Raw genomic sequence first — 14,816 nt, forward strand, 5'->3', positions numbered from 1 at the left:
GGTGAACGACCTTCCGGCCCTTCTTAAGCACGACCTCGCCACGGCACTTCGGACAATGATAGGTCGGCCCGCGTTCGGCAGAAAATGCGTCGATTCGGCCCCCATTAAGTTTAGCAACAAGCATTGCCTAGGACGACCACTTTCCAAAATCCGCTTTTACCGCCGTTGGAACGCTCTTAGCACTGAGTTCGCCAACCAGCGATTTGAACTTGGTGCGACACTTCTCATAGTTTTTCAGCCGGGCCGCAATCGTTCCTGTTCCCTTTGTAAGTTGGAACATTATCTGGATTTCTGCCGGAGAAAACGAACGGACCATTTGCCTATATGATGGCATCGCTGCGTGAGAAACCCCGTACTGATTCCCAATGCCGCATGTGATCACGGCTTCGACAAATACGGCCTGCGCAGTGTTTGGAACGGAGTTCTTTTCGGAAAGTGCAGCAAGGCGTTCGGCGAACGGGGGTTCGTTATAGAAGTTGTCGAAACCGTTGTGGACAGTCAGCAGTTTCTGGCAAGCCTTGGTTATCGCGCCATGCACTTCGGCTTCGCCAAGCAGACCAAGCAAACCGATTTTTTCAAAAAACAAGCTGGATGCGGATGCGCGCTTGTCCTCGCCTTTCGCTTTATAATCTTGGTGCTGATCGATGAGCGCCGAACGAGCCTTTGGACTGAAGCTCTTCGCTAGTTTTTCACATATCGTAAGCGCGTTGTTTCTAGCTTCTTCGCCTGCTGCCGGATCACAATAAATGCCATGCAGCATTGGGAAAATAAGCTCCCGTTGCGCGTCAAATGTTTCTTCAATTCTACGAAGCCATTCGTCGCGTTGATCCTTCTTAAATCTACCAGCCTTTAGTGCCGCGATAAGCTTGCGTACATCTACCCCTTTGGGGTTTTTCTGGCTGACTAGCGCGTGCTTTCGACAGCGATTTACAAAATTGATGAATTCATACTCATCTATCGCGCCGTCGGCAGGATGAGCAGCGGAGAAATTGTTTCGGGTCGCGCGACATTGATCCAAGAAGAAAAAATCATCATCACCGATCAAATTCAACTTGAGACATAAATCGATAAGTTCGGAGTCTTTCAGATCGACGAGCGTTGATTCATCGAAGTTAGACTTATCAAGTACTTGTGGGATAATTTCGATGCCGAAGTGTCGAACTTTACTGCGAAGTTCCAGAACTGCGGCGTTCCAGATATAATTGATCCCAGCATCAAATAGGCCGCACGAAACTGCCACGCACATTTTGACAAGGCGCTCATCGCGTAGTTCTGGCGGAATGCTTGTAAGTAGGCGGGGCAATTGGTCCCAAGCGTGCTTAATCTGGTCATCGCTTGGTAAAATATCCCGTGGCAGCCCAAGGGCATCCGTCACCTTCACAATCATCGATTCAGACGAAGCCAGAACGTCCGGCATCGAAACCTTTTTGACTGCGACGGCAGTAGATTTAGCGGAACTACTCATTCAGAATTTCTCCGGCATACGCGAAAATCACAAATCATTTCCCATTGGCTTCATGATGCCTCATAACTCGTCTCTATCAGCGTAGATACCTTATCGATATCCTTCTTCGACTTAAGGGTGATTTCCAAGTCGCCCGTGCCGAAATGACCAATCTGGCGCACGTCGCGCATTACTGCTGGGTCTAGCTCAACCGCTTCGGGATCAAGGTTCAGGTAGACGCGCACAACACGTTTCTGGTTGTAGATTTGGACGGATGCGAAATTCCGGTTCCGACGAAACGCCATATAGTGCTTCTGTGGGTGAACGGTCACGTCATCGCCCAGCGCCCGAAGCTTTCCGGCCAGTTCGTCGTAGATAGCCCGCAAATCCTTCGGTGCTGCGTCGATCTTGTCCTTTACGGTGACGACCGGCTTCCCCGCTTTGGCTTTCCCGCCGCCGCCACGGCTCGGCACAGCCTCTTTCAATTCTTCGGCTAGCGTAGGAAGTACCAAGAGCCGGTGGATTAGCCCTTCAACGGTATCGAGGATGACGGCAATCTGTTCTTTTGTTGGTGCCCAACCACGGTGCGCAGCGGCGTTTCCAGCTTTCACCACGGGGTCTAGAATCTCACGCTCTTGCGGAGAAAGCTTCCCCTCGTCCTCCAAAGCTTGAAGACCTTTGGTAAAGTTGCCTTTGTCGCCGACGGTCAGAACAATCAGGCGGTCAATCAGAGTTCGAGAACCGAAGGTTGCGAGATAGTGCGACCCGGTTTGAAGCGACTTGTAAATTTCAGCAGAAATTTCCCTTAGTGTATCGTCAGGCAGGTCTTCGAACCACGTTGGAGGACTACGGTAGGTGACAGGCGGATAAATGACCTCATCCCACTTGCCTTCACTGTCCGGCTCACCGGTATCCGGGTTGTCGAAATACTCAACATCTTCCGAAAACAAAGTCATCTTGACGAGTTCAAGATTCTCGCAACCGCAGCACTCAATGATTAGCATACGGTGCTTGTACCAGTAGGCAGCGTCGCCATCGTGTTTGTTGTATTCGCCACGAATGAAGTGCTTGGTCTTCTGTTTGCAGGCATTGCAGAAAAACCGTTCGATCCGCTCTTCTGTCATTCGTCGTCCAACCAGTCGTCGTCGATGTCGTCATCTTCCTGATGTGTGGGCATCCATTCTAACCAACTCTGAGCATATTCGCGCGTTTTGAGGTCACCAAAGTTGGAGCCGATCCCGAGGACTGTTCCGCGAACGACCAAACGTCCTTCTTCGCGGCCCAAGTCCTTCACTTGTACAAGGCTGCCTTGATCGCGGGTTCCGGTAAGCCATTGGCTTTGCGCTGAACTCGAAGTTGCTTCCCACCGATCAAAAACGAAACGAACCTCAACTTCGTTTGCCCGCCGTACGCCCTCGCAAGTTTGCCCACGTCCTTGATACTTATGCCTGTTTTTTATAGGTGAAAAAACGTGTTTTCCCTGAACAAATATATAATCGCCCGCTTTCAAGGCAAAGCCCAAGACACCTTTGTCTAGAAAATCCGATACGTTGATTATTGGTATTCGCCTGACAACTTCGTTAAAGACGCCTGCTATGTAGAGATAGCGCGGTAGAATTGTTGGACCTTGGTACATGTAGAAGAGATTTTCGTTATCGACTGGAATTGGTATTCCATCTGATTCAATCACGGCTGCGGCAAGGGCGTTCGAAAAGTATTTGATCCTAGAAAAATTGATCCCTAATTTGTTCGCGATCTCAAAAACGCGTAGCTCATTGATGTAATTCCAATTGCTGTATTCGAGACGCATTGCTGCATATACAGATTCGGCGTCACGCTTCTTGACTTCAGATTCCCACTCCGCCTTCAAGCCGCGCAACGTGGTTGCGTCCAAATTCTGTGACAACGTGCTCTTGGTGTGCGCCCTGTCATGATGTTGGAGGCACAGGACGGCCAAGTTTTCCAAGTCATGGCTCCGGCTCTGCGCCCATTCATCTATGTGGTGGACGATAATTGACTGATTGGAGTCTCTGCACACGCAACATTGAAAGCGATTGTCAAACAGCACCTTCATGAGATTGTCGGTTGGAATAGGGGGACGCTGTTCCTTGAAAAGCGCATTGATGAAGCTTTCACCCAACCCTATGGCCTTCAATTCGGTCTCGCTGGACAACTTTAACTTGTTAAGCGTCCAACCATCTTGTGCGAGCTTCGCCGCGCCGTTCGAATCCATTCCACGCGCCATCAGCGCTTTTTGCGTTGCTCGCATCAGACGCCACCTCCCACATCCGCAAACAAGCTTTCAAGCTCGACCATCACGTTCTGGATCGACGCTTCGGTGAGGCGTAGCTTGTCAATCTTGGGACGCCATTCGTCGTCGGCTTCGATGTAGGAAAGGATCGCCGCCGGGGCTGGGCGGGTGCCGTCATGGTCTAGTGCCAGCACGGCGTAGTCGATGGTTGCGAGTGCTTCCCACAGGTCGTTGGATTTGTACTTGAAGCGGTCGCGTACCCACGCGGCAGCGGGGGCGAACTGGTAGCGCTCAATCCATTCGTCCATATCGTGGGCAGCTTTACCGAGTACGCTGCCTTCCCATTCGCCTTTCTTTCCGCGTGCAATCCAATTCTTATCAGTGGCAATCTTGATGCCGCCGGAATAGCGCATTTTGGGATTGTAGGGGCCTGCGGCTTTGCGGAGATAATCCTTGTCGAGCGCGCTTTCGCCCATCTGGCGACGCGCGAAGTAGACGGCCTTCTGTAGACGGAAGTTACCTATCGGTTGGCCATTGTCTTCGTGGAAGGCTTTGACGATAGCTCCGACTAGAACGGCCTCCTTGAACGGAGTGTCGATTTCAGCCTTTTGCTTAGCTGGAAGCTGAACAACGTTTGCTTCCGATGTCACAAGAGCTGCTTCAGGCTCGTTTGCTTGCCGCTCGAAAATCTCGTTCAGCATGGCGGGGATAAGGGCTTCCGTGTCTTTCGCTGTGGAAGCACGAATGGCACGCACTTGTTCGACCTGAGCGCATAGCTGCACAAATCGCTTCTGTACGTTGATATCGGGAACAGGAACGTGAATGTTTTCCGCTTTCTTGATCCCCAAAGTCCGGTTCCGTCCCGCCCCGCCGGGCGATGCTTCGCCAACTTTTTGCAGTCCTTCAGGGCTGAGAAGATAGAAGCGCAGGAATTCGGCAAGTGCGAGTTCGGGCTTGGGAACACAGGTCAAGAAGCGATGCGATCCGACACGGCCATTATCTTCGGCACCGGGAACAGCAATCGCGCCCTCCCATGCGAACACGATGTTGAATAGTAAGTCGCCTTGATGGATTTCGAACAAGCGTTTGTTGCCCACATCGGCACCGGTGAGCGTGGGCTTGTGAAAGGTTCCCTTGCCAAAAGAGCGAACGCCTAGCTCTGGATATTCTCCATCAAGTGCGACTTCGACGGGACGACGTACGAGCGGCGCTACTTCGGAAAGCGGTAAGTGCTCAACGCCGTCGGTTATTTCTTGAAACGCGTTGAACAACATAGCGTTGGCTTCGCGTTCGACGGCTGCTAGTTCGACTTCTCGTTTTCCGAGCTTTGCCTGAACTTCGTCAAGCCGAAGAATAATTTCTTTCTGTGCATCGAGCGGTGGAATGGGAATTGAGACATTAAGAAACGCTTGAGGTTTGAGCCTATTCTGCCCGCTTGTCCCGCGAGAAAGCTTGTCGCATTGGTCCCAAAGCAAATTGGACTTGGTGAACCAATAAAAGTATCTCGGTAGCAACTCCGTTTGGTCTATCTCGTAAAGCGGGAATTCTGGCGAAGCGTAACAACCATGCAATTCCTTACTGACTACGCTTACGCTACCATTTCGCGCCCAAATCTTATTGACGACAATATCGTCAGCCTTGAGCCGCGACAAAGCGGGGTAACGAGTTTCCGCGCCTAAAATGGTTTCGCGCTCGTACGCGCCCGCACCCCAGAGGCGGACCCCAACTTGTCGATATTGCTTAGTCGGTTCAACTGGTTCTGATCGCGCGGCCAAACGCGCCAGAGAACTTAATTGCATTGTTTTCCAGGCCACTATGCCATCTCCGACAGAGTGCGCTTGATGTCGCCCATTATGGAAAGAATGCGCTGTTCCTTGACCTCTATGCTTTCGACGATTTCGAGCGGGGTGCGATGATCTACCACACCGGTTGTGTTTGGGTTCTTCAGGTCAAGATTGCAGGCGCTAATCCGGCCTGCATCGTCGGTTTCGATAAGGTCGGGACCATGTACTTTCCACGCTTGTTCGTTTTCTTCGCGGGCGCTCCACCAATCGAGGCAGGGCTTGAGTTCGTCGAAGGTCAGCGGCGCAGTTTTGGAGTACTTCTTCCGCCCTTCCGGCTTGGGTTGTTCATAGAACCAAATGTCGCCGGTTGCCTTGGTGGTGTCGAAGAAGATTATGTTTGTGGAAATATCGGTATAGGGCGCAAAAACGCCTTCAGGCAGACGCATGACAGTGTGCAGGTTGAATTCCTTCAACAGGTCCGCCTTGATGCGCGCAGCAATGCCGCCGCCAAACAGAACACCGTGCGGCACGACAACAGCGGCGCGACCTTTGCCGCCCCGCTTCACCCGCCGCATGATGAGTTGCAGGAACAGCAGTGCCGTTTCCGCCGTGCGCCGGTCTTCGGGGAAGTTGTTCAGGATGCCGGTTTCTTCCTCCCCGCCGAAGGGTGGGTTCGTCAAAATAACGTCTACACGGTCGGCCTCGCCAATCTCCGACAGGCGAACTTTCAATGAATTGTCCGGCGTGATCTTTGGGGCCTCCAAACCGTGTAGCAGAAGGTTCATTTGCACCAGAAGGAAGGGAAGCGGCTTCGCTTCCCCGCCGAAGATGCTCGACGATTGGAGGATTTCGCGCTTTTCGACCGTATCGGCCTGTTTGGCCATGTGCGCATAGGCTTCGGTCAAAAAGCCGCCTGTGCCGCAGGCCGGATCAAGAACCGCTTCGCCAAGCTGTGGGTCCGTGACCTCGACCATGAAGCGCACAATGGAACGCGGCGTGTAGAACTCGCCGGAATCGCCTGCGGCATCGCGCATTTCGCGCAGCAGGGTTTCATATAGCCGACCGAGCGTATGAATTTCGTCAGAGGAATCGAAGTGAATGCCGTCAATAAGATTGATGACATCGCGGAGCAGATAGCCGCTTTCCATGCGGTTCGACAGACCCCGGAACACGGTCGCGATTACGTCCTTGCGTCCGCGCGTGCCATTGTTCCCGCGAAGGTTTCGCAGATAGGCGAACAAGCCCGGCCCTTTGGTTCCGTCCGGGCGTTCGGCTACGTCCAACGTCAAAAAGTCAATCAGGTCGGGACCGGTAATGCCACCTTCTTCCGCAGCCCAATCACGCCAACGGTAGGGTGCTTCGATAGCGCCCCGATACGCCTTGCCCGCAATCTCCGCGCGCTCTTCCTCGATATGCTCCATGTCGTCCAAGAACTTCAGGAACATAATCCATGTGAGCATCGGCAGACGATCAAGGTCGCCGCTCAGTCCCTTGTCCTTACGCATGATCTTGCGCGCCGACTTGATGATGCTGTCAAGGCGTTGGGCGGTTGTCTGTGGCTGCTTCTTCTTCGGTTGCCGGGCCAAGGATATTTCTCTTTCTTATGCGCCGTATAGGCGTTTTTGCAGTTCGTTGACGGCTTCGCGCATGGCCTTGCCGCCGCCGAAGCGGGCGGCGATTTCCACGACGTTTCCCCAATCGTTGAAAGGCGGGATTTCGAGCACGTCTGGCATTTTGAATTGCGCAGTTCCGTGCTCCGCATATTTCTCAATGAGCGCGTCGAGCACTTCGCGGGCTTTGTCCCCGTGCTGCTCGAAGAACGCCGATTCTTCACGCTTCAGACGTTCGGCGCGCTCACGGCGCGTGCGAAGTGGTGCGTTATAGGCAAGATGGCAAAGCAGGTCGAACGGGTCGGCATCGGGTTTGCCCACAGCCTCACCAAGCGTTTGGGTGTCGATGCCCTTGTCTTCAAGCTGTTCGATAATGTCGGCACGACGAGCGGGGTCGAGCCAATCCTTCCTGAGTTCGGAAGCGTTAGGATAGAGCGTGCGAACCTTTTCGCCCGTGTAGTCAGTTAGCTGACGGACGGCGAGTTGCTTGCCTTCGGAATCGAGTTCGTAGACCAGTTGGCGAATAATCTCGACGCTGCCACCGTCATAGTAGAATTTTCGTGGCAAGCCGGGTTCGGTGTCGTCGGGTAGGCCACCGTTCGTATCGTCTATTTCGGTGGTGTCGATGTCGCCGGGGGTATCGGTTTCTTCGGTGATTTCAGTTTCGTCAACAACATCGCCGTCTTCGTCGATGACCTGTTCACGCTCTCTGACCGGATCACCGTCAAAAGCAGGGTCAGCAAATTTTTCGGTGGCGGTACCGGTGTAATCAATGATGTTGAAAGCAAGCTTGCCATAGTCGGGCCGCAGCCGGGTTCCGCGCCCGATGATCTGCTTAAATTCCGACATTGAGCCAACGACACGCGCCAGCACCACGTTCTTGCATGTCGGCGCATCGACACCCGTTGTGAGCAATTGTGACGTTGTGAGAATAACGGGCGTTGCTTTGTCGATATCTTGAAACTTGGCGCGGTGTGCGGAGCCAATGTCGCCTTCGTCGGAAGTCACGCGGCACACATAGTCGGGGTGCTGTTTCACAAGATCGGCGTTGAGACGCGCAAGCGCACTGCGCATCTCAAGCGCGTGCTCTTGGTTCACACAAAAGACGATGGTTTTTGCGAAGCGATCTGTTTGCTTGAGGAAGCTTGTCAGGTGCGTTGCGAAGGCCTCGGTTCGCGCGCGCAGAGCAACCACGCGTTCAAAATCGCGGGTTCCGTACTGCGCATCGGGGATTTCACGCCCATAGCGGTCAAGTTCGCCTTGAGACGGACGCCAGCCCGCCGCATCGAAATCAGAAATCACACGGTGAACGCGGTAGGGTGCCAAAAAGCCATCGGCGATGCCTTGGGCAAGGCTGTATTCGTAGACTGGATCGCCGAAGTAATTGTAGGTGTCGGCGTTGTCTTCCCGCTTTGGTGTCGCGGTCATTCCGATCTGGTAGGCGGGTTCAAACCATTCCAGAATTTCACGCCAATTGCTGTCGTCGCGGGCGCTGCCACGGTGGCATTCATCGACAATGATGAGGTCGAAGAAATCCTTCGCATACTCCTTGAATAAGCCATCGCGGGATTCATCGCCCGCAATGGCTTGGTATATTGCGAAATAAATGTCGCGTCCCTTGCTGATTTCCCCGCCGCTGATTTTGAAGCGGGCATCACCAAAGGCGCTAAAGTCCTTGTCTTTAGGGTCGTCTACCAGCACGTTCCGGTCAGCCAAGAACAGGATTTTCGGTTTCCGGTTCTTGCCCTTCGGGTTCCAGCCGCCGTTCCAGAGCTTCCAACAAATCTGGAATGCAACAGCGGTTTTTCCCGCGCCGGTGCAAAGGGTTAGCAGAACGCGCTTGCGGTGCTGAAGGATCGACTGCACAGCGCGATTGACCGCGATTTCCTGATAGTACCGAAGCGGCTTGTCCTTGTCGGGAAAGGTCGGTGAGAGCAAGTGTTCCTTGATATCGTCGTCAAGCTTTTCGGATCGCGAGAGACGCTCCCAAAGCTCTTCGGGTGACGGGAATGAGGTCAGGTCGCATTCAATGCCGGTGGTGTAGTCTATCTCGACGATTTCCCGGCCATTGGTTGCGTAGGCGAACTTCAGACCAAGGATTTCCGCGTAATCCTTTGCCTGTTGAAGGCCGTCGGCAGCGTGTTTGTATTTGGATTTTGCCTCGACTACAGCAATGGGGAAGTCCGACCGATAGCGCAGGATGAAGTCGGCTCGCTTTTGCCGCCCCCGACGCGCCTTACCGCCAACGAACACGATGCGTCCGTCGGTGAATGACCGTTGCTCGTTGATGGCGTAGGGTGGGTTATCCCAACCGGCCTCAACAAGTTTCGGTATCACCTCTTTCCGGCATGTGTCGGCCTCGGTCTCCAAAAACGCTCTCCCACAATAATTTTACCAACAAGTTTCGAATCATTTCTTAGACGCAACTATCGCTTCGGCCTGTATGACACAGAGTTCAAGTTCTTCTCTGGCCATTCCTGAAGCAGCATTTGAAAATCTATCAATCAATGCAGCTTTTTCCGGTTCTTTCTCAAGCTTGTCGATCACGCCAAGCAGCCAGTTAGGCGTTGTCCCGAGCGCTTCCGATATAGTCTTCAAAGTGGCCAAGTCCGGTTCCCGTCGTCCCGACGCATAGTGTGCGTAGCGCCGCTCTTCCAATCCCCCACGCCGCGCAGCTTCGGCGTTTGATATGCCGAGTTGCTTCGCGCGTTCCTGTAGCCGTTTAGCGAATATCTCCATGGGAACATTTTGTTCCCTATAGACACACATCTGGCTACGTACGATATGTAGTGATATAAGAACATATTGTAGTCAACGTTCGTGTGGTGCTGGATATGTCGGAAGCATGGGTATCCGCCATAATTTGGGTGGTTTGTTTGTCGCCGATTTGGGGAATGATACTCTGGTCGGTCTGGCAGGGTTCCGTTCGCCCCCGCCTCATCCCGTGTCGCGAAATCGCCGCGAAGGTCGAAGAGGTCTACGCCCAGCACGGCGAGCTGGCGTTTGACATCGCCTGCATGGAAGAGCATCGCGCGTGGTACGACAGCGACATTCTTGAGCAGGGCAGGTGGGCGCGGGTGCGCTCTGAGATAATGCGACGGGAACGTGCGCTGGGTTTCAGTTTTTCTCGGGTTGACTGACCGTAGCGGCTTCGGTGAGCGCGCGCTGTTGTGTCCGCAGCTTGGCCTCCCACTCGGCATCCGTGCCGTGATCCTTGACGACCATTACGCGTCGCTGGTCTACGAGCGTGTTGTTGGTCACGTTGACTTCGGCCAACGGAACCTTGGCGGTAATGGCAGCAATGATTTGCAGGTAGGATTTCGGGTCCGTACGACGCAAAGCTTCGATTGCCTCCGTCCCATGCGTGCTGAAATCATCCGCTAAGCTCGAAAGAAATGCCTCGGATAGCTTGCTGCGTGCACCCCTCGGCCTGCCTGCCGGGTTACCGCTCTGCCCCTTTTTGAACGGCTTGCCCACAGCGCTGTTTTCCGCTGTATCATCAGCGAGTGAAGGCGTTTTTGGTTTCCGCGTCGTCAAAGTCACGCCCCTTTCTCTACGTTGCGGCGGTTCTTAGCCTCTAAGTCCTTCGTCGGCGGCATTAGATGCCATAAGTAATTGAAAATAATGTCAAATATAGAACTTTTCTAATGGTCTAAGGGTATTGCGTGTATTCCCCGGTTGGCATTTGGGCTGGTTTGATGTTTCTGGCGTTAGAAACATTAGAACATTATATTTTCGCAATTCCATGCACTTAGGCGATTATCGACCCTTTGAAACCTTAGATTTCCTCCCCCGGCGGCGTGCCCGCCATGATGCCCTTGAGGGCTTGCTTTGCCCTTCGGTCTTCGCCAACGCGTCGTTTGAATTCGCCGCCGAACACGTTGCTTTCTTCCGCCAGCATAAAAAATTCGGCGTTGCTATTTGTAATCTTCGCTAATTGCTCATTCGGCACACGTGCGATTTCCCCACAGGCCATCAATTCCCTGACGGCTTGGCGGATTGCGCTCGTTGCTCCGTTTCGGGCTTGTTTGAATGCCACAACGTTCGTTAGGCGCTTGGAAATATAGGACCACGGGATAACCTGCTTTCCGTGCACGTCAGCGTCCGCGATCTTGTAACGCTGCATTTCAGACCACGGGCGTTCGATCCACTCGCGGATAACACGTCGCACATGCTCTTGTTGTGCCTTGTCCGACTTCGATTGGTCGCCAACTTCGCCCGCTTCATAGCGACGCAAGAGGCGTTGGACGCTATCGTGTTCGATCATTGCGGCCCAACGGGCTTGGTCGAAGTTCACGACGGGGTTGAGCGGATCAACAGCGACGGCGGCAATTGCGGCAAGCTTCATTGCCTTGAGGTGCGCGCGGTTCCAAAGCTGGCGGTGCACTTCGCCGCTACCCCGGATTTGACTATCGCAATAATCGTTGAAACTGCGAAGTTCCCATCCCGCGTCTTCAGTCATATTGACCATTGTGGGCACACCCTTTTGGTTGATCCGGTGCGCAAGTTCGCAATGCTCGGTCAGCTTTCCCACTAAGGCGTCGGGCGGCTGTTTTAGCCGATGCTCATTCAGGTATGGGCGGTCGCCGGGGTAATCTATGATAGTCCAGCGCGGCATAAAGCCATCGGCGATTTGCGTTTCGTCCAGTAAAGCGAAGACCGTTTCAGGCACGCTTTCGGCCACGATGCTAAGTGCCGGGGATGCGATGGGCGCAATGTCTTTTTCTCGCTCGCTGTATTTGATGCCGCCAAGCGTCTCGCCTGCGCCGCTCTTGCTGTAGGACATGAGAAGAAGTTTCTTCATGTTCTGGACATGTTGCGGCGCTTTTGGGCTGTTCATCTGCGAAAAGCTGATCCCGGCTTCGCCGTTCACGAATAGCGTGCTGGTACACTTCGCTAGGTGCTTGTGCATGGCCTGCCCGGACGCCATGTCGCTGAACGACACGAATTCCTTTGCAGCGGGAAAGACTTCCGGTGCTCCCGGCGTCATGTTGCCGCCGTGAACGACCGCCTGCATTAACTTCGATAGGCTGGAAGCGATAGCGTCCTTGCCGGTGCCGGTCAGCGCGAGAAACAGCAACCACACGTTCAACCCTGTGCCAGACACGTTGAACGCCCGGCCATAGATGCCCGCCGAAAGCGCAATCGCTGCCACCATGGCGGCTTCTTGTGTCGGGCGCGGGGCTTGCCGGTAGACGTAATCGGCAATGTCTTCTAGCAAGCCAAGTGTGCCGGGCGATGGGGTTAGAAGTGGACTATTCGACATTTTCGCAGCACGCCTGTGGGTAGTATGTGGGTAGAGTGCTTTGATTTGCACATTCCCAGATATTTTTGACGGAATTCTAGTTATTTGAATGAAAAGCGCGGTAGAGATATTCTCTACCGTACGGCTACGCGCGATGCTTCCGCGCTTCCACGAGTTCGCCGACAAGCACGCGGATTTCGTCGTCACCCTTTCCGGCAATGCGGGCGTTCAAGATTGCCTGCACTTCGTCGGACGGCCACACGGCGAAACGCTCGCCCAACTTCACGGGGCGGGGGAACGTGCCCTTGTCGATATGGTTGTAGAGCGTGCTGCGCTTCATACCGGTGATGCGGGACACGTCGGCGGGGCGCATGAGGGTGCAGGCAGCGGGCGGCGCGGGGGTGTTGGCGTGGGTGTTCATGGTCGGGTATCCTTGTGCTTATCGAGACAAGGACGACCCTAACGGCTCGTTCCAGAGCTGGTCATGGTGACAAATTCCTACGAAAGTCAGATGCTTACGCTAGTTCTCCGCTCAAGTTCGGCTAATCTGCGCACGATGTACTTTATCTTGTCTTCGCGTTCGTCGTGCGGAAGCTGCGTCGCCCACTCGCCATAGTATGAAGGCAAGAATGCTTCGGCAGCTTGGCGCTTGCTTGGGAAGTCGCCCCGTTTGAACGCGGCCAAGGCGTCGCGGTCCAATGTGGCCTTGGCTGGGTCAGGTTGCTTCTTGCCCACAGGTGGGTGCGGTACGTTGTCGTCTATCGGAAAGGTCCGCTTCGCCATCACACGGCCCCCGCGTGAAGTTGCACGACGTTACCGGCGTTCGCCTCGCCACGAGAATACGCCGCCCAATCCGCCATCATGGCGCGGCGACGCTCTACCATGTCACTGCGCTGATACGCCCGTTCGACGGTCGAACCCACATTGTGGGCAAGGGCCATTTCCGACATGTGGTGGTCGTAGCCCCGTTCTGCCGTCCATACGCGGAAGGTCGAGCGCAAGCCGTGGGGCACCGCAGGAAGCCCGCTGTCCGGGTCTAGCCACCCTTTCCGCCCCGCCTTCAATTCGGTCGCGTGCATCCGGCGCATGACGGCTGACAGGGCCGCATCGGACAGGGCACCGCCCCGGACGGCAGGGAACACATAGTCGGACCCTTCAACGCGCGGAAGCGCCTCTAGCACCGCAACTGCGGCGTCAGACAACGGCACGCGGTGGTCGCGTTCCATCTTCATGCGCGCGCCCGGTATCTTCCACATGCGTGCGTCTAGGTCGATTTCCTGCCATTTCGCGCCGCGTATTTCGCCCGAACGCGACGCGCACAACGTCAAGAATTCCAACGCCCGCGCGGCCACGCCATCGCGCTTGCGCAGGGCGGCAAACCATTTTGGAAGGTCGGATTGCGAGAGGGCCGGTTGCTTCGTGACCTTCGCTACCTTGGAAGGCGTCGGCAAAAGTTCTTTTAGATTGCCCATCCATCGCGCCGGATTGTCGCCGGTACGGAAGCCCGCGACCGTGGCCCACGACAGGACGTTTTCAATGCGGCCACGAAGACGCGACGCGGTTTCGGTTCTGTTTTCCCACAGGGTGCCATCGTCAACCGGCTGGTTCAGCACTCGCAGAATGTCTTGTGTCGTGACGTGCGCAACGTTCATGTCACCAATGATCGGCACCGCATACGCGTCCATGCTGCGACGCCAGTTCTTGCGGTGCCTATCGCTGCGAAATTCGCCTTCCTTCCGCGCGATGCACTTTTCTACGGCGTCTTTGAATAGGATGGAAGTTGCGGCCTCTATCTGCGCTTTCAGCTTCGCGGCGTTGCGCGCCTCTATGGGGTCGTTGCCTTCGCGTACGACTTGACGAAGGGCTTCGGCTTCTTCCCGCGCCTTCTTGAGCGGCACAAGTTCGTACTGGCCTAGCCCCATGGTGCGGGTCTTGCCGTGAAGCGTGAACCGGAATTCCCAAGACTTCGTGCCCCACGTGCTGACTTGCAGGTAAAGCCCGCCGCCGTCCGACAGTCGCCCGCGTTGCTTGTGCGCTTTGATTTGCCGATCCGAAAGCCGGTGAATGCCGCTTGCCATAGCTGTTACCTACCCATTATCTACCCCTAAAATATGGAGGAAACATGTAGGCATATCAAGACCTATATGGACAAAAAGTGCAACTAAATTGCTGATTTACATAGACAACACAGGGTATCGGCGAACATCGCCAGACGGTAATTTGGTGGCCTCCTCCGCTACCAAATTTTCCCATAAATTCCTGACAGTTAGATCTCACTCACAGTGAGCCCGATTGCGCACGGAATGCTCAGGGTTGCATTCTGGGTTTCAAATGCGTGCGCTTGAATGCGACGGTTTGGAGGTAGATCACTATATCCAATAAGACGACCACAAAGACCTTGTCAGTAGACACTTAGGTGTTTGGTCCGCAATAAAAGCGCACCTCACCGAGACTCTCGCGCGAAGCGTACTGTGGTCTTTTT

General features: G+C 54.5%; 11 protein-coding genes and 2 pseudogenes. All 13 read right to left on the reverse strand.

Features of this window, described 5'->3' with window-relative positions; translation table 11 throughout:
* Window positions 1-16: 16 nt before the first annotated feature.
* Window positions 17-124: pseudogene (locus AC0L7U_RS06460) on the reverse strand (hypothetical protein); the annotation flags it as partial.
* 3 nt (window positions 125-127) lie between these two features.
* Window positions 128-1,465, reverse strand: coding sequence for a hypothetical protein (locus AC0L7U_RS06465; protein ID WP_473694699.1), 1,338 nt, complete (start codon window positions 1,463-1,465; stop codon window positions 128-130).
* A 50-nt stretch (window positions 1,466-1,515) separates the two neighbouring features.
* Window positions 1,516-2,568, reverse strand: a complete 1,053-nt coding sequence (locus tag AC0L7U_RS06470) for a DUF5655 domain-containing protein (RefSeq protein WP_473694701.1) — start codon at window positions 2,566-2,568, stop codon at window positions 1,516-1,518.
* Entirely contained in the window at window positions 2,565-3,713 is a 1,149-nt protein-coding gene (locus AC0L7U_RS06475; RefSeq protein WP_473694703.1) for an HNH endonuclease signature motif containing protein, read from the reverse strand. The genes AC0L7U_RS06470 and AC0L7U_RS06475 overlap by 4 nt, the downstream gene beginning before the upstream one ends.
* A complete protein-coding gene (locus AC0L7U_RS06480) occupies window positions 3,713-5,509 on the reverse strand; it encodes a restriction endonuclease subunit S (RefSeq protein ID WP_473694705.1) in 1,797 nt (598 codons plus the stop codon). Before AC0L7U_RS06480 ends, AC0L7U_RS06475 begins: the two co-directional genes overlap by 1 nt.
* On the reverse strand, window positions 5,509-7,065 hold the full coding sequence (locus AC0L7U_RS06485) for a class I SAM-dependent DNA methyltransferase (protein ID WP_473694707.1): 1,557 nt from the start codon (window positions 7,063-7,065) through the stop codon (window positions 5,509-5,511). The genes AC0L7U_RS06480 and AC0L7U_RS06485 overlap by 1 nt, the downstream gene beginning before the upstream one ends.
* A 15-nt stretch (window positions 7,066-7,080) precedes the next feature.
* Window positions 7,081-9,459, reverse strand: coding sequence for an EcoAI/FtnUII family type I restriction enzme subunit R (gene hsdR, locus AC0L7U_RS06490; protein WP_473694709.1), 2,379 nt, complete (start codon window positions 9,457-9,459; stop codon window positions 7,081-7,083).
* Window positions 9,460-9,498: 39 nt separating this feature from the next.
* The gene (locus AC0L7U_RS06495) at window positions 9,499-9,696 is read right to left on the reverse strand and encodes a hypothetical protein (protein WP_473695935.1); all 198 of its coding nucleotides are present in this window, start codon (window positions 9,694-9,696) and stop codon (window positions 9,499-9,501) included.
* Window positions 9,697-9,699: 3 nt separating this feature from the next.
* Window positions 9,700-9,858: pseudogene (locus AC0L7U_RS06500) on the reverse strand (helix-turn-helix domain-containing protein); the annotation flags it as partial.
* A 348-nt stretch (window positions 9,859-10,206) separates the two neighbouring features.
* Window positions 10,207-10,632, reverse strand: coding sequence for a DUF5681 domain-containing protein (locus AC0L7U_RS06505; RefSeq protein ID WP_473694711.1), 426 nt, complete (start codon window positions 10,630-10,632; stop codon window positions 10,207-10,209).
* A gap of 235 nt (window positions 10,633-10,867) precedes the next feature.
* Window positions 10,868-12,310, reverse strand: a complete 1,443-nt coding sequence (locus tag AC0L7U_RS06510; protein ID WP_473694713.1) for a hypothetical protein — start codon at window positions 12,308-12,310, stop codon at window positions 10,868-10,870.
* 169 nt (window positions 12,311-12,479) lie between these two features.
* On the reverse strand, window positions 12,480-12,755 hold the full coding sequence (locus AC0L7U_RS06515) for a helix-turn-helix transcriptional regulator (RefSeq protein WP_473694715.1): 276 nt from the start codon (window positions 12,753-12,755) through the stop codon (window positions 12,480-12,482).
* A gap of 361 nt (window positions 12,756-13,116) precedes the next feature.
* Window positions 13,117-14,412 carry a tyrosine-type recombinase/integrase gene (locus AC0L7U_RS06520; RefSeq protein WP_473694717.1) on the reverse strand — a complete coding sequence of 432 codons (1,296 nt, stop codon included), beginning with the start codon at window positions 14,410-14,412 and terminating at the stop codon, window positions 13,117-13,119.
* Window positions 14,413-14,816 lie beyond the last annotated feature (404 nt).

Source organism: Roseibium sp. 10G30-5 (assembly GCF_055809635.1).

Bases quoted from the DNA above. Each gene is read 5' to 3' on its own strand.
- AC0L7U_RS06520 (WP_473694717.1), bottom strand. From the start codon at position 14,412: ATGGCAAGCGGCATTCACCGGCTTTCGGATCGGCAAATCAAAGCGCAC.
- AC0L7U_RS06515 (WP_473694715.1), bottom strand. From the start codon at position 12,755: ATGAACACCCACGCCAACACCCCCGCGCCGCCCGCTGCCTGCACCCTC.
- AC0L7U_RS06475 (WP_473694703.1), bottom strand. From the start codon at position 3,713: ATGCGAGCAACGCAAAAAGCGCTGATGGCGCGTGGAATGGATTCGAAC.
- AC0L7U_RS06470 (WP_473694701.1), bottom strand. From the start codon at position 2,568: ATGACAGAAGAGCGGATCGAACGGTTTTTCTGCAATGCCTGCAAACAG.
- AC0L7U_RS06465 (WP_473694699.1), bottom strand. From the start codon at position 1,465: ATGAGTAGTTCCGCTAAATCTACTGCCGTCGCAGTCAAAAAGGTTTCG.